The sequence below is a fragment of the Paenibacillus sp. S29 genome (genome assembly GCF_049319765.1).
GTDB classification, from domain to species: domain Bacteria; phylum Bacillota; class Bacilli; order Paenibacillales; family Paenibacillaceae; genus Paenibacillus; species Paenibacillus polymyxa_B.
This window is the reverse complement of the sequence record NZ_JBMOUI010000015.1, coordinates 80,059-102,646: the sequence shown is the minus strand read 5'-3', so window position 1 is coordinate 102,646 and position 22,588 is coordinate 80,059. Positions and strand designations below refer to the sequence as shown.

17 protein-coding genes and 2 pseudogenes are annotated in these 22,588 nt (G+C 46.2%); 18 read left to right on the top strand and 1 reads right to left on the bottom strand.

Features of this window, described 5'->3' with window-relative positions; translation table 11 throughout:
• Window positions 1-89: 89 nt before the first annotated feature.
• From ACL9RM_RS22055 to ACL9RM_RS21980, 16 genes and pseudogenes are all read left to right on the top strand, one after another.
• A pseudogene (locus tag ACL9RM_RS22055) lies at window positions 90-272 on the top strand (dockerin); the annotation flags it as partial.
• A gap of 237 nt (window positions 273-509) precedes the next feature.
• The gene (locus ACL9RM_RS22050) at window positions 510-1,919 is read left to right on the top strand and encodes a discoidin domain-containing protein (protein ID WP_250268171.1); all 1,410 of its coding nucleotides are present in this window, start codon (window positions 510-512) and stop codon (window positions 1,917-1,919) included.
• Between the two features lie 250 nt (window positions 1,920-2,169).
• Entirely contained in the window at window positions 2,170-3,105 is a 936-nt protein-coding gene (locus tag ACL9RM_RS22045) for an ArsR family transcriptional regulator (RefSeq protein WP_414126554.1), read from the top strand.
• Between the two features lie 202 nt (window positions 3,106-3,307).
• The gene (locus ACL9RM_RS22040; RefSeq protein WP_250268173.1) at window positions 3,308-5,029 is read left to right on the top strand and encodes an ABC transporter substrate-binding protein; all 1,722 of its coding nucleotides are present in this window, start codon (window positions 3,308-3,310) and stop codon (window positions 5,027-5,029) included.
• Window positions 5,030-5,136: 107 nt separating this feature from the next.
• A complete protein-coding gene (locus ACL9RM_RS22035) occupies window positions 5,137-6,090 on the top strand; it encodes an ABC transporter permease (RefSeq protein WP_013310079.1) in 954 nt (317 codons plus the stop codon).
• Between the two features lie 15 nt (window positions 6,091-6,105).
• Window positions 6,106-7,032: an oligopeptide ABC transporter permease gene (gene opp4C, locus ACL9RM_RS22030; RefSeq protein WP_250268174.1), complete on the top strand. Its 927-nt coding sequence runs from the start codon at window positions 6,106-6,108 to the stop codon at window positions 7,030-7,032.
• Between the two features lie 13 nt (window positions 7,033-7,045).
• Window positions 7,046-8,029, top strand: a complete 984-nt coding sequence (locus ACL9RM_RS22025; protein WP_250268175.1) for an ABC transporter ATP-binding protein — start codon at window positions 7,046-7,048, stop codon at window positions 8,027-8,029.
• The gene (locus ACL9RM_RS22020; protein ID WP_053325319.1) at window positions 8,022-8,990 is read left to right on the top strand and encodes an ABC transporter ATP-binding protein; all 969 of its coding nucleotides are present in this window, start codon (window positions 8,022-8,024) and stop codon (window positions 8,988-8,990) included. Before ACL9RM_RS22025 ends, ACL9RM_RS22020 begins: the two co-directional genes overlap by 8 nt.
• Before the next feature lie 262 nt (window positions 8,991-9,252).
• Window positions 9,253-9,522, top strand: coding sequence for a 30S ribosomal protein S14 (gene rpsN, locus ACL9RM_RS22015; RefSeq protein ID WP_250268176.1), 270 nt, complete (start codon window positions 9,253-9,255; stop codon window positions 9,520-9,522).
• Window positions 9,523-9,780: 258 nt separating this feature from the next.
• Window positions 9,781-10,773 carry a cation diffusion facilitator family transporter gene (locus ACL9RM_RS22010; protein WP_250268177.1) on the top strand — a complete coding sequence of 331 codons (993 nt, stop codon included), beginning with the start codon at window positions 9,781-9,783 and terminating at the stop codon, window positions 10,771-10,773.
• 206 nt (window positions 10,774-10,979) lie between these two features.
• Window positions 10,980-12,884, top strand: a complete 1,905-nt coding sequence (locus ACL9RM_RS22005; protein ID WP_250268178.1) for a heparinase II/III domain-containing protein — start codon at window positions 10,980-10,982, stop codon at window positions 12,882-12,884.
• Window positions 12,885-12,912: 28 nt separating this feature from the next.
• Window positions 12,913-14,822, top strand: a pseudogene (locus ACL9RM_RS22000) (glycosyl hydrolase).
• A 56-nt stretch (window positions 14,823-14,878) separates the two neighbouring features.
• Window positions 14,879-16,015 (top strand): glycoside hydrolase family 88 protein, encoded by a 1,137-nt coding sequence (locus tag ACL9RM_RS21995; RefSeq protein WP_250268180.1) that lies wholly within the window; start codon window positions 14,879-14,881, stop codon window positions 16,013-16,015.
• Window positions 16,016-16,414: 399 nt separating this feature from the next.
• A complete protein-coding gene (locus tag ACL9RM_RS21990) occupies window positions 16,415-16,909 on the top strand; it encodes an RDD family protein (protein ID WP_250268181.1) in 495 nt (164 codons plus the stop codon).
• A 472-nt stretch (window positions 16,910-17,381) separates the two neighbouring features.
• Complete coding sequence (locus tag ACL9RM_RS21985; protein ID WP_250268182.1) at window positions 17,382-19,349, top strand: ATP-dependent DNA helicase; 1,968 nt, start codon at window positions 17,382-17,384, stop codon at window positions 19,347-19,349.
• Window positions 19,343-19,642: a DUF6509 family protein gene (locus tag ACL9RM_RS21980; RefSeq protein WP_061831931.1), complete on the top strand. Its 300-nt coding sequence runs from the start codon at window positions 19,343-19,345 to the stop codon at window positions 19,640-19,642. The genes ACL9RM_RS21985 and ACL9RM_RS21980 overlap by 7 nt, the downstream gene beginning before the upstream one ends.
• Window positions 19,643-19,761: 119 nt before the next feature.
• Here ACL9RM_RS21980 and ACL9RM_RS21975 read toward each other — a convergent pair whose 3' ends face one another.
• On the bottom strand, window positions 19,762-20,124 hold the full coding sequence (locus ACL9RM_RS21975; RefSeq protein ID WP_069291804.1) for a hypothetical protein: 363 nt from the start codon (window positions 20,122-20,124) through the stop codon (window positions 19,762-19,764).
• A 255-nt stretch (window positions 20,125-20,379) separates the two neighbouring features.
• Between ACL9RM_RS21975 and ACL9RM_RS21970 the strand changes: the two genes are divergently transcribed.
• Both ACL9RM_RS21970 and ACL9RM_RS21965 read left to right on the top strand, forming a co-directional pair.
• A complete protein-coding gene (locus ACL9RM_RS21970) occupies window positions 20,380-21,303 on the top strand; it encodes a PLP-dependent cysteine synthase family protein (RefSeq protein WP_023988377.1) in 924 nt (307 codons plus the stop codon).
• Between the two features lies 1 nt (window position 21,304).
• Complete coding sequence (locus tag ACL9RM_RS21965) at window positions 21,305-22,435, top strand: bifunctional cystathionine gamma-lyase/homocysteine desulfhydrase (protein ID WP_069291805.1); 1,131 nt, start codon at window positions 21,305-21,307, stop codon at window positions 22,433-22,435.
• The last annotated feature ends 153 nt before the right edge of the window (window positions 22,436-22,588 follow it).

Below are 22,588 nucleotides of genomic sequence, written 5' to 3'. Positions count from 1 at the left end.
GATGATATTACAAATTGTAATTTTATTCAAAATCAAGAGTGGGTGTAATAAGAGAGTGGGCGTTGTCCTTTTAGATGTCTCGTAAAAATAAAAGTAGCTCAACCAACCGTAAAAATTTGATTTTTGGTCAAATCTATGCGGGAAAAGGAACGCTAAATTATGTAGTGCGTTGGCAATCCTTTAAAAATATCACTCTTCAGCAGCGTAAAGATATGGCTTCCATGCTGAGTCGGCAAATCAATAATTGGAATAAGCAGTTGAAAGGGTATGATAAGGCGGAGCCAGCGGGGATTGTGGAATTGATTTAGTGAATAAACGTTTTTTTCATTTTATAAAATACCAGTTTTGTACATGCAAAGGGTATGTGTATATTCCAAGATACGATTAAAATGACTAATTTAAATCATTAAGGAAAATATTGACGATGCAATAATCCAGTGATAAGGTGATAGAGATCATCGTTTCAAGAAAACTATTGCAATAATACAAATGAATATGGAGGTACATACATGTTGAACAGAAAAGGAATGGTGATGGCTTCTTTTTCAGTAGTCATTGCTAGTTCACTACTGATGGGAAACGCTAGTTTTGTATCAGCGGATTCTCATCTAAACGGGGATTCTGTAATTGCGGCAACGGGTGATTCGACATTGGCTGACATGCCAGCTTATCTCAAATCATCGGTGGAATGGGTTTGGAAGAATAGAATGTTGACCGAAGGCTCGACGGCGCGTAAAAATACGATTTTTGATCAAATTTTTGCGGGAAAAGGGACTCTTAATTATGTTATACGCTGGCAATCCTCTAAGCCCGTTACACTGAAGCAACGTCAGGATATTGCTAGAATGATAGATCGGCAGATGAACCATTGGACAGATCATCTTCAAGGATATGACGGCTGGCCCTATAAGAATATTAAAGTAAAAGTGGTAGGCTGGGCTGTGGCCGATCCTTCACTGCTCCTAGACAAGCAGCCTGACGAGGTCATTTATACGGATACCATTACAGATACACTAGCTTCTGAAAAACCGGAAATTCCTGCCGTGCTTCCCGTTGCACCTAATGAAATATCGCGATTTGAGCATTTTTCGGACCCGAACTATTCGTATCCGGGTGGATTGGATAAACGCTTTGATATGTATCTCTGGGCCACAGAAAATTTTGGAGGGGGAGCCGGCGGCGACTGGGGACAGCGTATGAATGATGAATACGTTCTGAGTACGGTGAATTCGGATGAGATTGAGATTACTGAACATGAAATTGGGCATGGATTTGGATTAAACGATTTTTATGAAGAACATGAGCGTCCACCAGGTGGATTCCCAACGAACACTATTATGTGGGCCGGTAATTCCGATCATATCACCGACTGGGATATCTGGATGCTGCGTTATACCTGGAGTCAGCTCAAAAAAGATACTTCTCGTTTCCCAAGCGTGACTAACGGCGATGAGGGTTCCATCGATCCATCACCTGATGAAAACGTAAACATTGCGCCAGCTGCAACGGTCAGCACTTCTTATACTTCGCCTTGGGAAAATGTGAGCGCGCTTAATGATGGATTTGACCCAACCAGCTCTAATGATCGAAGTCATGCCGTGTATGGTAACTGGCCTGAGACGGGTACACAATGGGTCCAATATGATTTTGATCAAGAATATACGTTATCCCAAACGGATGTCTATTGGTTCCAAGATGGCGCTGGCGTTGATGTTCCTAAATCTTACAAGATTAAGTATTGGAATGGTCGCAGCTGGTCCAATGTCAAGCAGGCTAATGGATTGGGTACTTCGGCAGACCAGTATAATACAACTACTTTTACGCCTGTAAAAACAACGAAATTAAGAATTGAAATGGTATCCAAAGGTTCAGCATCCACAGGAATATTAGAGTGGAAAGTAGCAGCTAACAAACTTTAAACATCATATTATTTGTCCAAAGGTTGTCTCCTACGATATTTGTGGGAGACAACCTTTTCTAATTCATAGCTGAACAGTTAGAGTCTGATGAGATCAGGCTTTTTTTGCGCCTTGATTATGATGCTTGTTACGTTCATATTTGTATCTGTGTTTTGCTACATTCTCGTATGAATGGATCACTAAGAATGAACGGGTGTACGATAGTATGTATAATGGACATCAGATATGAAAGAAAAGAGGACAGAAAGCGATGAGTCACGACGTGAATGCTCCTTACGATGTACATGTAGCATATGGACCGGTGTTTGAGTTGCTCAGCAGCTTACACACCTTTATTTGCCGCAAGGCTTACAAGAAGACCGATTTATCAGCCGAGTGGGTGGAGCAAGTGCGTGGAACGCTATCTCCAGGTTTGTCTGAATTGCTGGAGTCCATGGAAATCAATGCAGATTGGAAGGTTATTTATGGACTCGTCTGTATGCTTTCTGATCAGGGGAACGTTGAAGAGGTCGTAGACCGTCTGGAGAACCGAACTGTACAGGAATTAAACGAACAGGCATCAGCCTATGGGATACCGCTGCCTGACGACATGGAGAAGCTTCGCAAACTTGCTTTGCAGCTGCTATCCGGTTGGGATAAAGAGTATTTTCGTCATGTGGATACAAGGATTCTAAGCGGGCTGAAACAGGAAGCGGAACGCAGAAACCGGGAGAAGGACGCATATAGCTCTATGGAGTGGGTGGATTGTACCACTAATGGCTTCCGATTCGAGCCTTCCGAAGGGTTGACGCAGGTGTTGCTGGTACCGCAATATCATTTTCAGCCGATAAATATTATTTATCGATTTGGGTCGCTCCTGTTGTGCCATTACTCGGCAGGAATTTATGTTCAGGAGGACGATTTTTTATCCCCACAGGAATATCGAATGATCCGAAGCTTGGGGGAGAAGAGCAGGCTCAAGATTTTAAAATATTTGTACCAAAGCCAATCTCCACGCACCTTTATTGAGATTGTCCGTCATCTCAAGCTGTCCAAGGGAATCACGCACGACCATATTTTTAAGCTTTGTGCCTCTGGCTTCATCCATGCACATTTTGATGGTGAAACATTGCTCGGCTATAGCGCACGGCTTTCGGCAGTAGATGAAATGCAACGGAGCATCCTGGGCTATATGGAGCGAAATTAGGCTGTACGCACCAGTTAGACTTTAACACTTTAAACAAATAGACGTCGACCATTTGGAATCCAGATGAGTGGACGTCTATTTTTTTACATAAAAAATGGAGTTCTCTCTTTACAGAACCGGAATAGATTCCTATAATGAGATTTATCTTATTAATTACAACTTGTTCGATCGGAATTTACTAAATTAACTTGGGGGGATTATTTTGAAAAAGGGAATTATTCTACTCAGCAGTCTACTTCTGGCAAGTTCTACCTTATTAGCAGCTTGCTCTAGTGGTGGATCAGATAGCGCTAGCGATGCTGCTTCGCAAAATAGTGATGCCGCACAGACAGCCGCTACAGCGCAGCCATTAACAAGTCTGGTACAAGCTTCTGATTTATCCAAATTGCCGGAAGTGTCCCAAAAGAGAAGCGACACGATTATTGTTGGTCTGACTGACCCAGCTGGGGTGTTTACTCCGTATTTTAACCAAAGCGGCTATGACGGCAACGTGATTTCGCAGTTGTGGACTCCGCTGGTCACGGTAGATGAGAAGGGGCTTCCGCTGCCCAATCTGGCTAAGAGCTGGGATATTTCCAAGGATAATCTAACGTATACGTTTCATCTGGTTCCCGGTACAAAATTCAGTGATGGCTCTCCTTTGACAGCTGAGGATATCGCTTTTACCTGGACGTTGATCTATGACAAAGCCTATCCTGGTGACAGCCAAATCCGAAAGCTGAACATTAAAGGCGGCAAAGACTATACGGAAGGCAAGGCAAAACAAATTGCAGGAATCAAGGTGATTGATGAGCAGACCATTTCTGCGACGTTGGAAAAACCAAACGCGCTTGCTTTGCCGATTCTGGGTGAGTATGTACTGTCCAAAGCCTACTACGGCAAGGATTATAAGTTCGGAGAGCTGGATTATTTTAAGAATCTACATAGTAGTCCTCTGGGAAATGGGGCTTATAAGTTAGAAAAATTCATTCCGGGGCAAGAAGTTCGTCTAGAGGCGAATGATTACTTTTTCAAAGGCAAACCGAAAACACAGCATTTCATTTACAAAACAGCAGAAGGCGACGCTTGGCAATTCATAGAAACAGGCGATACCGATTTTGCTCAATTCACCGCAACTCAGGAAAATATCGACAAACTAAAAGGGCTTGGCTTTTTAAACATTTTGCCTTATACCCCTAGCACTTACGGATATTTGCAAGTAAATCTTGAAAATGAAAAGCTTAAGGATAAAAAGGTTCGTCAAGCATTGACCTATGGACTGGATCGGAAAAGCATTTATGTCGACGCAGCTCAGGGAGCAGGGGCAGTTGCAAACATTCCAGCTTCCCCAATATTCTGGTCTTACACGACCGATGGAATCAATCCATACAACTACGACCCGGAGCAAGCGAAAAAGCTGCTGGATGAAGCGGGTTGGGTAGAAGGTAGTGACGGTATCCGTGAGAAAAACGGACAGAAGCTGACCATTCACCTGCTGACCTCTAAACGTCCAGAAACAGACACCTTTATTGCGCTTGCGGCTGAAAATTACAAAGCGATTGGTGTTGACCTTCAACCGGAAATCTTTGCAGACTTTAATGCAATGGTCGCCAAAGTAGAAGGTAAAGATTATGATCTTGCCGCCTTCTCGACAGGCATGCTGACAGATCCATCAGATGGAATCGAGCAATTCGTCAATGGAGAAGTCAAGGGATATAACAATCCAAAGGTAAAAGAGCTATATGAAAAAGGCTTGTCTACGACGAATATGGAAGAACGGAAGAAAATATATCAAGAATTATATTTACTGCTAAACGATGAACTGCCCGTTATTTTTACCAACTATAAGAAGACGGTGTATGCCTACAATGGTCGGATGGAACATGTAAAGGTCAGTCCGTTCATTGGCTTGTCTGGTAATCTGTTCGAATGGTCCCTTAAATAAGCCACATTTGCGGGCCCCTTGTGAAGAACATCAGGTTCAGATCAAGGGGCCTCCCAAATGGGGGAAACGTAATGAGTAGCCTGACCTTGAATTGAAAGGAGTCTGTCATGAGCTCGTTTTTAACGAAAAGACTGACGTATATGGTTATTATTTTGTTGGCCGCTTCGATGATGATTTTTTTCCTGTATGCCATGACACCGGGAGATTTCATTAGCGGCAATCTGAAGCTGTCGCCGGAGAGAAAAGCGGAGCTGAGGGAAATTTACGGCCTGAATAAGCCTATTCTTGAACGCTATGGAAATTGGCTAGGCAATGCGCTGCACGGCAATTTTGGTTATTCGCTTGCCCAGCAGAAGCCGGTGCTGACCTTATTTAATGAGTACATCTGGAACTCGTTTTTGCTGGCCGTTGTATCGACCTTCCTGACCTGGTTTATCGCGGTCATTATCGGTGTGATTGCTGCTTATAAGCAGTATTCATGGTTTGATACTCTGGTAATGGTGGTGATTTTCGCTGCCATGTCTGTTCCCTCTTTTTTTATCGGGTTGTATCTGATTAAAATCGCAGCGGTTGACCTGAAGTGGTTGCCACCCGGTGGCATGCTCAATACGGGCAGTAACGCTACAGGTATGGAGTATGTGAAGGAGGTTCTCCAGCATATGACCTTGCCAGTGATCGTTATGACGCTGCTGGGACTGGGGTCGTTGACCCGCTACTTCCGTAGCAATATGATCGATGTGATCCAGCAGGATTATATACGCACAGCCCGTGCAAAGGGCTTAAAGGAAAGAAAGGTACTTTTTACGCACGCATTGAGGAATGCATTACTGCCTGCCATTACGCTCGTTGGCTTCGAATTACCTGCGCTGTTTGGCGGGTCCCTGATTATTGAAAAGATTTTTAATTGGCCGGGAATCGGTCAGTTGTACATGCAATCCTTTTCGCTCCGGGATTATCCGCTACTTATGGGCTTTACGATGCTAATTGCCATTTTGAGCGTTATCGGAACACTGTTGTCCGATATTTTGTATCGCATCGCGGACCCGCGTGTGAAAGTGTAAGAAGGGGGCTAAGGAATGTCATCCGTGAGCAGTAATTTGAGCAAGAGCAACGGCAGACTGCGAGCAACTGTTAAATCTTCAATGTGGCAGCAAGCGCTCCGGCAGCTGTTCAGAAACAAGCTTGCTATGGCTGGTCTGCTCGTCGTGGTATTTATGTTTTTGCTCTGTTTTATCGGTCCGTTATGTTCTCCTTATTCCGATAATAAAACAAATATATTAATGATGAACAAGGCGCCCAATATCCATCACTGGTTAGGAACAGACAAACTGGGGCGGGATGTGATGACACGCGTGATGCAAGCAGGTCAAATTTCTCTTACCGTGGGTTTGGCTTCAATGGTATTGTCAGTCTTTTTGGGGGCTACGCTGGGGGTCATATCCGCATATTTTCGCGGGATTGCGGATCAGATTATTATGCGTGTTGCTGATTTGCTGCTGACGATTCCCAGTTTGCCGCTGCTATTTATTATGGGCGCGCTGCTATCTGACTGGAAGGTTCCACCCGATCAACGGATGTATATTGTCATGCTGATGCTTAGTCTGGTCAACTGGCCGGGGATTGCACGGATGGTGAGGGGCCAGATGCTTAGTTTGCGGGAACGTGAATTTATGCAAGCCGCGACGGTACTGGGACTCTCGAATCGTCGAAAGCTGTTCAAACATCTGCTGCCGAATATTTTACCGTTGTTGATCGTTATCGCTACATTGAATATTGGCGGAGCTATCTTGAGTGAATCTGTACTCAGCTTCTTTGGCCTTGGCGTGCTGCCCACGACACCGACTTGGGGCAATATGATTGATGCCGCTAACAATGTGCTGGATTTTCAGCAACGACCGTGGTTGTGGATACCGCCAGGACTGTCTATTTTTGCTACAGTCATCGCTATTAATATTTTTGGTGACGGGCTGCGGGATGTACTTGACCCGAAACATAAGAGGTAGGTGATTATACACCATGGACAATTTACTTTCCATTGAACATTTATGCACTCATTTTTATACAGAAGAAGGAACGGTTAAAGCGGTGGATGATATCAGCTTCCGTGTGAAGCCGGGGGAAACGGTATGCATTGTCGGTGAATCGGGCTGCGGCAAAAGTATTACCGCGATGTCCATCATGGGTCTGATCCAGAGTCCCGGTGGTAAAGTGGCAGGCGGAAGCATCCGCTTTGAGGAAACCGATCTGCTAGAGCTTAGCAGAAATGAGATGCGCACGATTCGCGGACATGAAATATCCATGATCTTTCAGGAGCCGATGTCTTCATTGAATCCAGTCATGACCATTGGTGAACAGCTATCCGAACCACTGATTGAGCATTTGAAAATGGGCCGTAAGGAAGCTCGTAAGCGAGCACTGGAGCTGATCGAACAGGTTGGTATATCCCGGCCGGAGCAGATTTTAAAAAGCTATCCGCATGAGCTGAGCGGGGGGATGCTGCAGCGAATTATGATTGCTATTGCTGTTTCTTGTGGTCCCAAGCTGCTTATCGCGGATGAGCCAACGACGGCGCTGGATGTAACGATTCAGGCGCAAATCCTGGATATGCTGCGTGAATTTAAAGCCCAATCCAATATGTCGCTCATGCTAATCACCCATGATCTGGGTGTTGTCGCCGAAATGGCTGATTACGTCATTGTGATGTATGCAGGCAAGATTGTCGAGGAAGGCGAAGTGGTCCAGCTGTTCAATCATCCCAAGCATCCTTATACACAGGGGTTACTAAAATCCAAACCGGTGCTTAATCAGCGCCAAGAGGAACTGTATTCCATCCCCGGGCAGGTCCCTAATCCGCTGGAGCTGACGACTTCCTGTTATTTTCACGATCGATGTGGGCATTGCATGGACATTTGTCGGATAAAAGAGCCTACGTTAAAAGAAGTTTCAGCTCAGCAGAAAGCATCCTGCTGGTTATATGAGGAGGCGGTTGTTCATGGCTGAGCCGTTGTTGGAAATAGACCGCTTAAAAACGTACTTTCCGGTGAAGTCCGGGTTTATGAACCGTACTTCAGGACATGTGCGGGCAGTAGACGATATCAGCTTTACGATCCGTCAGGGTGAAACTTTCGGATTGGTAGGGGAATCGGGGAGCGGTAAAAGCACGGTGGGCCGCACGATTGTTAGATTGACGGATAAAACGGACGGTACCGTAAAATACAAAGGGGTGGATCTGCACAGCTTGTCTGCCAAAGGGATGCAGGAACTTCGTCCCAAAATTCAGCTGATCTTTCAAGACCCATATAGCTCGCTGAATCCGCGTGTACGGATTGGTGATGCCATTGGTGAGGCGTTACTGGATCACGGTATAGCAACGAAGGAGGAGGTCCGGCAGATTGTGCTGGACGTGCTCAAGCTATGTGGATTGTCAGAGTATCATATCGACCGTTTTCCCCATGAATTTTCGGGAGGGCAACGTCAACGGATCGGCATTGCCCGAGCGCTGGCGCTTCAGCCGGATCTAATTATCGCTGATGAGCCGGTATCAGCGCTGGATGTGTCCATACAGGCGCAGATTATTAACCTATTCGCCAAATTGCAGGCCGAACGGGGTCTGACATATTTGTTCATCTCGCATGATTTGAGCGTGGTAGAACATTTGTGTTCCCGTATTGGCGTGATGTATTTAGGCTCCATGGTCGAAACGGCTTCGCGTGACGAGCTATTCGGGAATCCGTTGCATCCGTATACGAAGGCGTTGCTGTCGGCTGTACCTATTCCGGTGCCGAAGCTGAAAAGAGAACGAATTTTGCTCAAGGGGGATATTCCAAGTCCGGTTAACCCGCCATCGGGCTGTAAGTTCCACACTCGCTGCCCCTTTGCAATCGATCGTTGCTCTAAAGAAATTCCACTCTATCGTGAGGCTCGTCCAGATCACTGGGTGGCTTGCCATTTGGCTGAATGAACAGAGCTAGTCAACAAATTTTAAAGCCGTTGAAACGGCAGACCGTTCACCACAATGAATCGGTTCTACTGTTTCAACGGCTTTTTAATGTTGTGATTCAAACCGCTTGGGTTGACAACCTACCTGGAGCACGTTATATTAAATATTAATCGTAATGATTACTATTTAAGGTGTGAAATCAAGTCCATATCCGTGTTCATCCATCCCGCGGTAGTGAGGGTGAACCTTCATGATTGGCATATATCACAAGGAGGAGCTTTACATGGCTAAGAAGTCAAAAGTCGTAAAAGAGAAGAAACGCCAGGAAATTGTAGCTAAATATGCGGATCTGAGACGTGAATTGAAAGCAAAAGGGGACTACGAAGCTTTGCAAAAGCTTCCGCGTGACTCATCTCCAATCCGCCTGAAAAGCCGTTGCGAGCTGACAGGCAGACCTAGAGGATACTTGCGCAAATTCAAGCTGTCTCGTATCGCGTTCCGCGAGTTGGCACATAAAGGCCAAATTCCAGGAATTACGAAATCAAGCTGGTAAACAGGCACTTATGTCGATCGTCACGCATGGATGTTATCTGTGTTGTTAACCTGAGGGATGTCTGATAGAAGGTTGTAACGGGAATGCTTCATGTCGTAGGGGGACATGGGGCATTCCTTTTCCATGGAAAATATTATCGTTTGTATTGATTCTCCTCAGATGGTTAGGTAGAATATGGACGGGTTAAAAATAATACATAACAAACGATTACATAATGTGGATATATCAGATTATGTATACCTCAGGAGGAGCTACAAGATGGAAGTGAAAGAGAGAGAGGACTCCTTTTGGAGTATGGTCAAAAAAGGAAACAAATCCTCAGGCTCGGCGGCGTTAGGGAATACCGGCATTGCTCTGATTAAGGGAATTGCTTTTGCCTTGACAGGCAGCGGTTCTATGTTTGCTACGATGATGCATTCCATTGCGGATGCAGTGAATCAAATGTTTGTATTCGCGGGCAGTGTACTGGCAGAGAAAAAACCGACAAAACGCTTTCCTACCGGCTTTGGACGAGTGATTAACCTGTTCTGTATGGTTGCCGTTATTGTCGTAACGATTATGGCCTATGAAACCGCATTGGAAGGCATTCATTTGCTGCAGCATCCGGCTGAATCTACACATGGATTTTGGATTAATGTAGTAGTGCTGATTTTGTCACTAGTGGTGGACGGATTTGTATGGAGCAAAGCGATGAAAGAAGTGCTGCATGAATCCAGAGTAGAAGCGAAGGGGTTAGGCATTTTCACCTCTGCGTTCCGCCATGTGGGGCGTGCTGCACCGCCAACCCGGCTGGTGTTTTATGAAGATTTGGTAGCAACAACGGGTGGAGTACTCGCTTTGCTAGCAGTGGTGGTCACATCGCTGACAGATTTTAAACTGCTGGACGGCATTTCAAGTATTCTCATCGGTTGTCTGATGGTCGGTGTTGCTTTCCGGGTCGGTTACGACAACATGGTAGGTTTGATCGGTGTATCTGCTCCTCCTGATATCGAAGAACGTGTGGCTTCCATTATTCTCGCAGATACGCATGTTACGGATATTTATCAAATGCGTATTTTACAGGAGGGACGCTATTATCACGTGGAAGGGTTGATTGAGCTTACGCCGGGCATGACGCTGGCAGATGCTGACGATATTAAATTTAGAGTCGAGGACGCTTTGCTACGTGATCCTAATATCTCAGATGCAGCACTGGGTATTCTGGAGGATGACGGGATTAGAAAGTGGAAACAAGAGAAACCCACAGTTTAGAAAACATGATCAAAGCGAATCTGGACGGAGATTGGCACTAGTGTAAAACAAGAACTTCCATGACCACGGCAACGGGGCATAGAGGTTCTTTTATTTTTTCTCAATTGTTTTGCTACCCCTTTGAATTTACAATGATTGTTAGATACAATGAAAGCGTTAACAAAAAAGAAGGTGAAACAAATGCTTCTCATGAGGAGGAAATGCAGATGAGTCTTCTGAGGGAGGCTTGGCCTGCTTCGCGGCTCGTTAAGGCGTTGGCTGGCGGCATGCAGGATTCAGCAAGGCAACGGTTAAGGAGTAATTGGACAAAAAGGCTACGGACGACTGTCTCTGAGCCGATATACGCCGAGCTTTGGATGGATATTGAGCGTGTCTGTAGAGATAATCGGGAAATATCATGGCCTGAACTGCCGTTGTCTCTGTTTCGGCAATTTGCTAATACAGGAGAGCGCAAGCCGTATGAGGATGTGTACTTTGAACGGCGTGGACGACTGATTGCTATAGTGCTGGAAGCTGTTGTCAAGCCGGAGCCTCGAAAGATGAAAGAGGTGGAAAGCGGTCTGCTGGACATATGCAGTGAGTACACATGGGCGCTTCCTGCACATGTCAATGAAGAGGACACCGTAACACCGCCTTGGCAGCAGGTGGATTTATTCGCGTCCGAAACAGCACAAACGCTGGTTGAAATTTTATTGCTGCTAGGAGAACAACTGGCTAGCCATGTAGTCGCTCAGGTGCACGAAGAGATCGAACGTCGTGTACTGGAACCCGTTTTTTGGAAGCCTCGTCATTTTGGATGGAAAACCGCAGATCATAACTGGTCGGCAGTATGTGCTTCCGGTTGCGGAATTACAGCACTGCTGCTGGTAGAAGATGACTCTTCCAGAGCGGTAGCCATCGAGAGTATGCTGGGCGCGCTGGATTGTTTTTTGGCAGGCTATAGTGAGGACGGGGGATGCCCCGAAGGCGTAGGATACTGGGTGTACGGCTTTGGTTATTTCATTTATTTTGCCGATATGCTGCGTGAATTTACCGAGGGAGCTGTGGATATTCTGAACTCGAAAAAGGTTAGGCAAATTGCAGCCTTTGGGGAGCGGGTTCATCTGTCGAATGGAATTTTCGCTAATTATTCGGACAGTAGTGAAACTGAACGATTGCCTTCCGGACTCATCTCTCATTTGAATTCATTGCAAGAACGACCATCTACACTCCCTTTCCGCGTACCTGGTCTGTTGGAAGACCCCTGTCGCCGCTGGGCTCATGTATTGCGTAACCTGGTTTGGACGAATTCTTTGGCATTTGGGAGCGGTGAGACCGTTGCCAATTATTTGCCGCAACTCGGTTGGCTGATGTGCCGCAGCCGCAGTTCCAGCCATAGTGGACCCAGAAGCCAAAAGGGTGAATCAGGTGTCATGCTTGCTTTTTCAGCGAAGGCTGGGCATAACAATGAACCGCACAATCATAACGATCTTGGACATTTCATCCTTCATGGCGGTGGCGAGAATCTATTGTGTGATCTGGGAGCAGGCTTGTACACGAAAGCCTATTTTTCACCGGGACGAGAGTCAATTATTAATATCTCCTCTAGTGGTCATTCCGTGCCTGTCATCAATGGGACTATGCAGCAATCGGGCGCAAAGGCAAAGGCGGTTGTGCTGGATATTGCTTTGGATGAGCAGGAGGAGGTACAGACGGGCACAAGGCTTAAGCTTGATTTGACATCTGCTTATCCCGTAGAAGAATTGGCGGTCTTCACCCGCTCCTTTATATGGAATGTGCTGGAGGGAAATGAGGGGGCAAGGCTTACCGTCACCGATCATTTTGAGTTTGAAACGTCTGGCGTGAGCATGAAGTCATGGGATGTGAAGGAGTTTTTCATCAGTTGTATTCAGCCTAATCTGGGAGCAGGCTTCGTAGAATGGAAGGGAGCGAACGCAGTCGTCAGGCTAGATTATGATGCCGGCGTGCTGCGGCCGGGGCTCGAGGCTGTGAAGCACATAGATCATGACGGAGCTCCCTTTGTGTTTTATAAAACATCGCTGCAACTAGACTCCAATCACTGGAGCGATTCTGCAAGCGTAGATTGCAATCTGTTTTTTACCATACATTAATTTTCATTTTGAATGGGAGGCAGACAGGATGAATAAGCTGCAGACAGGCAGCGTGTACCCTTGGCAGACGGAGCTGGAGAGATTTATAGAACAGGTGGAAAGCGCGCCAAATCGAGTGAATGACGGATGGACTCACCAACGTAAGCTGGCCGTGCTGGAAAAGCTGGTTCGCGCATATGCCCTGCATCAGGATGATACCGGAGCTATCATTGACCCCCATTCCGAAAGTGAACGGTACTACTCCACCCCGTCCTATGCGTTGGCAGCGGCGGTGTTGGTCAAAGAAGGCCGGCATGATTTACTGGAATCTGCTGCTGCGGCCTTGACGCATAGCATAGCTTGTGTAGTGGAGGAAAAAGCTCCAGATCACCACCCAGACTTTTTTCCAATTATGATGATGGGCGCGTATCGGCTCCTTAAAAATCTGCTGCCAGAGCAAGCCACGGCTTGGAAACAGCAACTGAGCAGGATTCAGCCGGAGCAGACCTACATTTTTACGATGAGCAAAATGAAAAATCCGAACCGGATGATCAACTGGAATGCGATTATGATTTCCGGCGAGTTTTTGCGTGCAGCGGAAGGAATTGCAGCCGATTCGGAATGGATGGAGACGTATATCCGCAGCTACCACCTGCCTCGTTTTACCGGCTTGGGCCTGTACCAGGATGGACCGCTGGATCGGCCCAATAGTCCATTTGCCTACGATATCGTTACACGTTTTCATTTGGGCGTAATGCTGGAGAACGGATATGATGGCAGCTGCGCACTCGAACTGCGTGACCACCTTCGCAGGGGAGCGCTCAGCACATTGCTGGCGCTATCCCCGCACGGGGAAATTCCGCCGCGTGGAAGAAGCGCGCAGCATCAGTGGAACGAAGCGGCCGCGGCCTTTGTCTTTACAACACATGCTCAGCAGGCTTTTACAGCAGGAGAGCATGGGCTCGCAGGTGCGTTCCGACGGGCAGCAGATCTATGCTGGCAAGCGATTAGCCGCTGGCAGACCGATGACGGCAAGCTGCATATCGTCGCAACCATTATTCGTCCGAGGCACGGCATGGCTTTGAGGTGTACTCGAATCATACCTGCTACAGTCTGTGGACGGCGGCTGTGCTGGCCCACACCCTTCTACATGGTGAGGAGATGGATCGCATTTCCCCAACCTTCATCCCGGCGGAGATCGGCAGCCGGGTGTTGGCAACGGACGGTTGGTTCCAGACTGTCATTGCAGCCGTAGAGGGGCAGCAAATGCTTGTGCAAACATCGGTCAACGATCCGTACAATGTTCCGGGCATCGTGCGTATTCAGCAGTCTGCGCTGCCGTCGCTGATCGGTCCATCCTCAGCAGGTCACGCAGACCGCGGCTTTACAGGCTTCGCGGAGGGAGATATTTTCCCGCTAAGCTATACCCCGGCCTGGCAAACGGAGGACGGAAAGTGGCACAGCTTGTCGGAAGGTATTCCCGGTACGCTGGAGTTCGACCGGGATGGAGGGATTGACCCGCAGGATGGTGGAGGAACCGTACAGATGGAACAAAGCTCAGCGTCTGACGGAGCAACGGATTTTACACTTCTGTGGAAAGGCCCATTCCCGGGAGTGAGGGAAATCCGAACGCATTATCGTCAGGTACCCGGCAAAATTGAAGTGGCGTATGAGCTTCAAGGCAATATACAGAATGTAGGGGCGCTTATTCCTTTAATGGCGTATGACGGTCGGGAGCGCAGCGTTATTCATCATGTCATGTCAGCCGGGAAAGAAACGGAAAGCATTCGAGTAGAATACGCAGGTGCAAGCCTCGAAGTCATCCCGACGACGGAAGGAACGAACGTGGTATGGCCGGAAGAATTAGCTTCCGTGGCCTGTCGGAATGGGTTACTTAAGGGAGCGCGTCTGGAATGTGAAAGTAATCGCATTTCCTTTATCATTCGGTTACCTGAATAGATAACGCTGGAGCCATAAATGTGATTTAACATGTGGAAAAAGGAGAGGAAAAAGTAATGACGAAAGCAGAAGCGTGGCTGGAGCAATCGTGGGAGCTGGCTTTGGATAAGACGCTTGCCTTGGCGGCAAGACTGGGAGACGATTTTCCACATGTTGCTGAGGGTGGACGTTATGATAATCGTGAAGAAGCGTGGTGGACAGCAGGTTTTTATCCGGGGCTGCTGTGGCTAGTCAATCGGGCGCGTCCTGACAGTGTGGCTGCCGGGGTTGCACAGCGGTGCGAGGGTCGTTTGGAAAAAATACTCTATAATAGCGAAGCTGTAGACCATGACCTTGGCTTTATTTGGCTGCTCAGCGGTGTGGCCGCCCATCGGATGACCGGAGATTCAGAGTCCAGAAGACGTGGGTTGTTGGCTGCCAATCTGCTGGCTGCCCGTTTTAACGTGAATGGCCGTTTTATTCGCGCGTGGAACTTTCCCTCGAAGGACATGGATACACGGGGCGTTGCGATTATAGACAGTATGATGAATCTACCCTTGCTTTATTGGGCTTCGGAGGAAAGCGGAGATCCGCGTTTTGCCGCTCTCGCTGTGCAGCATGCAGATACCATAGCACGTGAATTTGTCCGTTCGGACGGCTCTATCGCACATGTAGTTGAATTCGATCCGGAGATTGGAAAAAAGGTCGCCGAGCATGGCGGACAGGGATTTGCTCCCGGTTCTGCCTGGGCACGCGGCACGGCTTGGGCCTTGTATGGTTTTACGCTTTCGTACGGGTACACGCGCGATTCGCGTTATTTGAAGGTGGCCGAGAACACGGCTGATTTTTTTCTATCCCAGCTGGGTGATGCTTGCCTGCCTGTGTGGGATTTTAGAGCAGAGGAAGAGCACCGCGGGGCATGGGATTCATCGGCTACGGCAATTGCGGCCAGTGGTTTGCTGGAGCTGGCAAAATATTCGGCGCGTGCGGAGCATTTTACAGAAGCAGCAGAATCTATCCTCGAGGGCTTGCATCATACGTGTACAGCGTGGGGCGAGGAGCATGAGGGATTGCTGTTGAACGGAACCGTACATTATCCTGAGCAAAAATACATCAACGTTCCCATTATCTATGGCGATTATTTCTTTGTCGAGGCATTGGCAAAGCTGCGCGGTGAAGAAGGTTTGTTTAGTGTTGAATGCAAAAAAATATAGTGTATAAGCGTGCAAGAACGAACTTATTTTTAATCGTCCTATAATTAGTCAGATTTACGGAATGAATTGTGAGACAGCGTGTGTGTAATTCCATTTACATATACGCTGTTTTTTTATGCATGAAAAGGCTGGATTTTATTTCGATGCCAAAGTACTACTTATAGAGGGGGAAGAAATTGTAGCTGCGCTTATTTTGTACCCAATCCAAGAAAAATCATTGTATATAAGCTCTTAATTCCTATAAAATTTTCATTTTGATGCATGGAAATAGGTCCTTTTACTTGTTTAAGAGCATTTGCTCGTAAATTGACAATATAGGTGGGTAACCGTATGATATCTTCTTGGATAAAGGGATAAACTGGATTTTAAATCTCATTTGCAAAAGGAGTTATACATATCATGACAGCAACAAGTGATAGTACAAAAAGAATATACGGAGGATTTTGGATAAGAACAGCAGCGTTTTTGATTGATCTAATCATCATGACTTTATTAGTCATTTTAGTAGGGAGTATGCTTTCTATTACTCCAGACCTACTGGGCATAGAGGAGACTGGCTTCATATTAGAGTTTTTAATTTGGATGCCGCTGATTTTTTGGCTCGTGCTACCATGGCTGTATTGTGGTTTATGGGAATCATCGAAAGTACAGGCTACACCGGGTAAGCTTGCGTTCTCTTTGGTTGTCGTGGACAAGGAAGGAAAACGTCTTGGATTTTTACACGCCTCAGGGCGTTATTGGATTAAGGCTATTTCTTTTGTAATTGCTCATATTATTTATATTGTGGTTGCTTTTACTGCTAAAAAACAGGGACTCCACGATCTTTGTACCAACACCTTTGTTGTACATAAAAAAGAATTGCAGCGATATGGGCAGCAATCGTCTTTTCTGTAAGTATTAGAGGAGATCACCAAAGCTTCTGTTTAATGCATATTCTTCAATTAACAAGAAACCAGCTAATGCTTGCAATACATTAGGTGGTTATTTGTTTTTTCATTTTGTTATGGTGTTTTACTTTTTTTGTCAGGAAAGCAAGACATTTTTCATTTATAAAATAACGATACTACGGTGGTGTGCAGCGTAGTGGAGGATTTGAATCTGGAGAAGCGTAGCGTTCGCCTTTGCCATGGGATTCTTACCTTTTAAAGGTTTATGAAAATCTGAGAATCCCGGGGCAACAGCGATCGTAGGATCAAATGCTACACGTAGCGTCTCACTCAGACGAAAGTATGTCCCTTTATTTAAAGGGATTCTTATAGCGAAATAAAAAATGTAAGCTGTTCTTACAGTTTTCATGTTCTTTTTAGCTTGTTTTGCGTTATAATGAAAGGATGCACATTATGAACGAATTGGAGGCACAGCCCGATTGACTACTTACCCTTTTGCCTTTGATCCGTCCAAGCCGTTTATTGAGCAGGCAAGTGACTGGATTGCGGATGTATTTTATGAAGTTTTGCCTGAAGTCGGCTTTGAGGTTCGGGATGAACAAATTTATATGGCATTCCAGCTAGAACGTGCCTATAAGGAAAAAAAGACCATTTTTGCAGAAGCAGGTGTGGGTACTGGTAAAACGCTCGTATACCTGCTGTACGCTATTGCATATGCCCGATACATGAGAAAACCGGCGATTATCGCCTGTGCGGACGAATCGTTAATTGAACAATTGGTAAAGCCGGAAGGGGATATTGCCAAGCTGGCACAGCATTTGAATCTGACGATTGATGCCAGATTGGGGAAGTCGCCGGATCAGTATATTTGTCTGAATAAGCTGGATGAAGTGCGAGGCGGACTGGATGAGGACGCAGATGTTTTCCGTGATATTTATCAGGAACTGCCGGATTTTGTTCATTTTCCAGATACGTTACAATCCTTTACTCCTTACGGGAACCGAAAGGAATATCCCGAGCTAACAGATGGACAGTGGAGCAGACTCGGATGGGATGTATTTCAAGACTGTCTCGTTTGCCATCAGCGGCATCGTTGCGGTCAGACGTTGTCTCGTGATCATTACCGTAAAGCGGCAGATCTGGTCATCTGCTCTCATGACTTTTATATGGAGCATGTATGGACCTACGAAGCGAGAAAGCGCGAGGGTCAGCTGCCGTTGCTGCCGGAGCACAGCTCTGTTGTCTTTGACGAAGGGCATTTGCTGGAGACAGCGGCACAAAATGCGCTTACCTACAAGCTTAAGCACGCTCAGTTTGAATCTATAATTACCCGATTGCTGGAGGGAGAAGTACGGGAATCTTTGGCAATGACGATCGAAGATGCGATCTCCCAAAGTGAGGCTTTGTTCGCTGCGCTTGATAAGAACAGTCAGCCTGTACAGGGTTCTAATCGCAAGGAGTTCATTCTGAATGAGTCACTGATTCGAGAGGTAAACCGCTTTGGTGAACTGATCGGCACGATCGAAGAAGAGCTTGTATTTGAAAGCGGGCTATTCTCTTTGGATGAGTATCAAGTCAAAATTGTGGAAGAACATTTGGAAATGATTCAAACCGCGTTGGCTTTGTTTAAGCGTCCTGAACTTCTCATTTCGTGGGTGATGGAGGATCAGGATGGATTAACGCTTGTGGTTATGCCGAAGATGGTAAAAGAGATTCTCAAAGAACGAGTATTTGCGCAGCATATACCGATCGTATTCTCTTCAGCTACACTTTCCGTAGAGAGCTCTTTTGACTATATGGCGCAGAGTCTCGGTATTGAAAATCCGCTAACGTTTTCTGTTGCTTCACCTTATGACTACAGCGATCAGATGCAAGCTGCCCTGTACCCGTTGCAAGCGGGGGATGATCCAATCCCGAGAGCACTGGCACTGCTGGAGAAATCACAGGGAAGAGCGCTTATCCTGTTTCCTTCACAGGAAGAACTGGCTGCATTCCAGACGGGTCTCGTTGCCTACCCGGAGGCGTCTGCTTATCGTTTTCTGTACGAAGGTTCGGCTGAAATCAGCCATCTGATCTCAGCTTTTCAGAATGATGAGGAAAGTGTGTTGTGCGCTGTTACATTATGGGAAGGATTGGATATTCCTGGACCTTCTCTGTCGCACGTCATTATCTGGTCACTGCCATTTCCTCCGAATGATCCGGTTTTTACGGCTCTGCGCAAGGATGCAGCAGATCCGTTTATTCAGATAGATATGCCTCACATGGCACTTAGACTCAGACAAGGCATAGGGCGTTTAATTCGCTCGCGTAATGATCGAGGCTGGATATCCATCATGGGCCAGGATTTGAGTCGTCAAGAAGTACGTACACAAGTTGAACAACTACTGCCTGCGGGCGTAGAATGCACCGTAATTGAAGGAAACCCGGGGGGAATAAAAACATGTTGAACTTTACAACGTACACAGTAGATCAGATTAAAGATGCTTTTGGTATTTTGACTGGACAGCGTTATGAATTTATCATTGATGTAGAGGTAGAGGAGGACGACGAGCTATACACTGAAAACGGACTGTATATCCGTTGTCTTTATTTAGTAGACGAAGAAAAGACGGGACTGCTAAAGTATGAATTAATTGAAAAAGTAACGAATCGTTACATTGATCTTGAACTTGAAGATGATGAGTTGCAAGCTGTTGAGACCTTCTGTAAAGAACATGTACAGGATGAAACAGTGAAGTAATAGTATAGAACACTTAGCTAGCAAAGCTGGTATATAGCTAACATATAATGAAGATATCAAGGAGTCCTGACATGATCAGGCTCCTTATTTTTATGGCCATTGAAGAGAACTTATTTGCTTTAGCGCAGTCTATCCCACACATTCACCATAAACAGCATAGTCCCCCCCGCGAGTAACACCCATCCTATGACGATCCAAACTCCAGCCTCTGGAACTTTGTAATTTTCACCTATAATCGCCAATATCAACACGGGCAGACCGATATTGTGCATCCAAAAATGGATATGTGCCAAAATAGTAACTGAAAGTGCAGGAAAGGTCACATAGATCAGACCTATTATTCCAAGTGCCATCCAACCCAACAAATGGGTATGAGACTGAACATTGGATAGGCTGTGATCACCCGACACGCCAATAATTACACTAAGCAGCACACTAAGAGCAAAATATACGGCAGCTATCTTCAGAAATTGCTTTCCCATATATGAACTCCTCCTTATGTTGCACAAGGACATTTTGTGACATCTTCTCTATCATATCGAGCAAGTAGGCAGGGGGTGTGGGTATTGTGACTGGTCCATTTGACAAAAGCTTCAAATACACATAAAATCTTATTGCATCAATACTTACCGTATTACTGTGTTTTCTCGGAGATGATAGCGAACTTCTCCGACAATAGGCGTTAATTTTTGACCATTGGTTTATTTTGGATTCGCCATTAAAAGGAGCTTGAAATTATGAATGTATATCAAAATACCCTTGAACTCATCGGACGCACGCCATTAGTGGAGCTGAACAGCTATTCTCTACCGAGAGGAATTCGCCTGTTTGCGAAGCTGGAGTTTATGAATCCCGGCGGCAGCGTTAAGGATCGGGTGGGGAAGGCTCTAATTGAAAAAGCATTAAAAACAGGTCAGCTGAAGCCAGGGGGGACATTAATTGAAGCAACAGCAGGCAACGCAGGTATTGGTCTTGCGATGGCAGCGCTTCATTATAATATCTCGGTTATTTTTGCTGTGCCTGAGAAGTTCAGCCAAGAGAAGCAGGACCTGATGAAGGCATTGGGAGCACGCATCGTTCATACCCCGACAAGTGAGGGGATGAAAGGAGCTATCGAAAAAACAAAAGAATTAGCTGCTGAAATAAAAGATGCATACTTGCCACGGCAATTCAGTAATCCGGATAATCCCGAGGCATACTATACGACAATGGGACCTGAAATATGGAACGATCTGGACGGCAAAGTGGACGTATTTGTGGCAGGTGCAGGCTCGGGGGGAACGTTTATGGGAACCTCGCGTTACCTTAAGGAACAAAATGCAGCCCTTAAAACGGTCATCGTGGAGCCAGAAGGGTCCATTTTGAATGGCGGCGAGTCAGGCCCACATAAAACGGAAGGAATTGGCATGGAATTAATCCCTGAATTTGTGGATAAAGGATATTTCAATGCCATTCACACCATTAGCGATGTCGATGCTTTTGACCGTGTCAAGGAACTGGCTGCACGTGAAGGTCTTCTTGTTGGCAGTTCTTCAGGGTCTGCTTTACATGCCGCTTTACTGGAAGCAGAAAATGCACCGGATGGCGCACATATTGTTACCATTTTCCCGGATAGCAGCGAACGTTATCTGAGCAAAAAAATATATGAAGGTGGGATATAAAATGAAACGCAAAACAAAACTGATTCACGGTGGGCTTCCTACCGATCCCCATACAGGCGCGGTTAACGTTCCTATTTATCAGGTAAGCACTTATGAGCAAGAGGAAATTGGCGTCCATAAGGGATACGAATATTCGCGTACAGGCAATCCGACCCGGTTTGCTCTGGAGGAGCTGATCAAGGATCTGGAAGAAGGAAAGCGTGGTTTTGCTTTCGGTTCGGGTATGGCAGCCATTCATGCGGTATTTTCACTGTTTAACGCAGGGGATCATATTTTGCTGACCGATGATGTATACGGAGGCACCTACCGTATTGTAAGCAAAGTGCTCAGCCGTATCGGAATTGAATCCACATTTGTGGATACGACTGACCTGGAAGCCATCTCCAAAGCAATTCGTCCGAATACGAAGGCATTGTATGTCGAAACGCCAACGAACCCGCTTTTGAAGGTTACTGATATCCGTGCTGTTTCGGAGCTTGTAAAAAAACATGATCTTTTACTGATCGTCGACAACACATTTGCTACCCCTTATTGGCAGACGCCAATTACACTTGGGGCTGATATCGTCATTCACTCTGCTACCAAGTATTTGGGCGGCCACAGCGATGTTGTAGCCGGTCTGGCTGTTGTGAACAGCGACGAGCTGGGAGAGCAACTTCATTTTCTGCAAAACGCCATTGGTGCTATTCTCGGCCCGCAGGATTCTTGGTTATTGATCCGCGGTATTAAAACATTGGGTCTGCGTATGGAAGCGATTGAGCAAAATGCGAAGGAAATTGCAGCCTTTTTGGAAAAACATCCGAAGGTTAGCAAAGTGTACTACCCTGGACTGGAAAGCCATGCACAACATGAACTGTCCAAAACCCAGGCTGAAGGCTTTGGCGGCATCATTTCCTTTGATGTAGGTAGTGACGCTAACGCGGTTGCACTTCTGAAAAAGGTAAAATATTTTACACTAGCTGAAAGCTTGGGAGCGGTTGAAAGTCTGATTAGCGTTCCGGCACGTATGACGCACGCCTCTATTCCGGTAGAACGTCGTGCAGAGTTAGGCATTACCGAAGGTTTGGTACGGATTTCGGTTGGGATTGAAGATCTGGAAGATTTGATCGAAGACTTGCAGGCAGCATTGTAAGAAAATAATCGTAATGATCAAGAGAGGTAGCTGAGGCTGCCTCTTTTTTTGTTTTTTATCATAGCTACTTTTTTGAGAAGAACAGAGGAGTACGTAGAGGTAATAACGAATAGTTTTATATAGTTCAATTGAATGTTAAACGGGATATAACCG

Coding starts and splice junctions, on each gene's coding strand:
- rpsN (WP_250268176.1), top strand. CDS start 9,253: ATGGCTAAGAAGTCAAAAGTCGTAAAAGAGAAGAAACGCCAGGAAATT.
- ACL9RM_RS22010 (WP_250268177.1), top strand. CDS start 9,781: ATGGAAGTGAAAGAGAGAGAGGACTCCTTTTGGAGTATGGTCAAAAAA.
- ACL9RM_RS21970 (WP_023988377.1), top strand. CDS start 20,380: ATGAATGTATATCAAAATACCCTTGAACTCATCGGACGCACGCCATTA.
- ACL9RM_RS21980 (WP_061831931.1), top strand. CDS start 19,343: ATGTTGAACTTTACAACGTACACAGTAGATCAGATTAAAGATGCTTTT.
- ACL9RM_RS21990 (WP_250268181.1), top strand. CDS start 16,415: ATGACAGCAACAAGTGATAGTACAAAAAGAATATACGGAGGATTTTGG.
- ACL9RM_RS22020 (WP_053325319.1), top strand. CDS start 8,022: ATGGCTGAGCCGTTGTTGGAAATAGACCGCTTAAAAACGTACTTTCCG.
- ACL9RM_RS22045 (WP_414126554.1), top strand. CDS start 2,170: ATGAGTCACGACGTGAATGCTCCTTACGATGTACATGTAGCATATGGA.
- ACL9RM_RS22035 (WP_013310079.1), top strand. CDS start 5,137: ATGAGCTCGTTTTTAACGAAAAGACTGACGTATATGGTTATTATTTTG.
- ACL9RM_RS22050 (WP_250268171.1), top strand. CDS start 510: ATGTTGAACAGAAAAGGAATGGTGATGGCTTCTTTTTCAGTAGTCATT.
- ACL9RM_RS21995 (WP_250268180.1), top strand. CDS start 14,879: ATGACGAAAGCAGAAGCGTGGCTGGAGCAATCGTGGGAGCTGGCTTTG.
- ACL9RM_RS21965 (WP_069291805.1), top strand. CDS start 21,305: ATGAAACGCAAAACAAAACTGATTCACGGTGGGCTTCCTACCGATCCC.
- ACL9RM_RS22005 (WP_250268178.1), top strand. CDS start 10,980: ATGAGTCTTCTGAGGGAGGCTTGGCCTGCTTCGCGGCTCGTTAAGGCG.
- ACL9RM_RS22025 (WP_250268175.1), top strand. CDS start 7,046: ATGGACAATTTACTTTCCATTGAACATTTATGCACTCATTTTTATACA.
- opp4C (WP_250268174.1), top strand. CDS start 6,106: ATGTCATCCGTGAGCAGTAATTTGAGCAAGAGCAACGGCAGACTGCGA.
- ACL9RM_RS21975 (WP_069291804.1), bottom strand. CDS start 20,124: ATGGGAAAGCAATTTCTGAAGATAGCTGCCGTATATTTTGCTCTTAGT.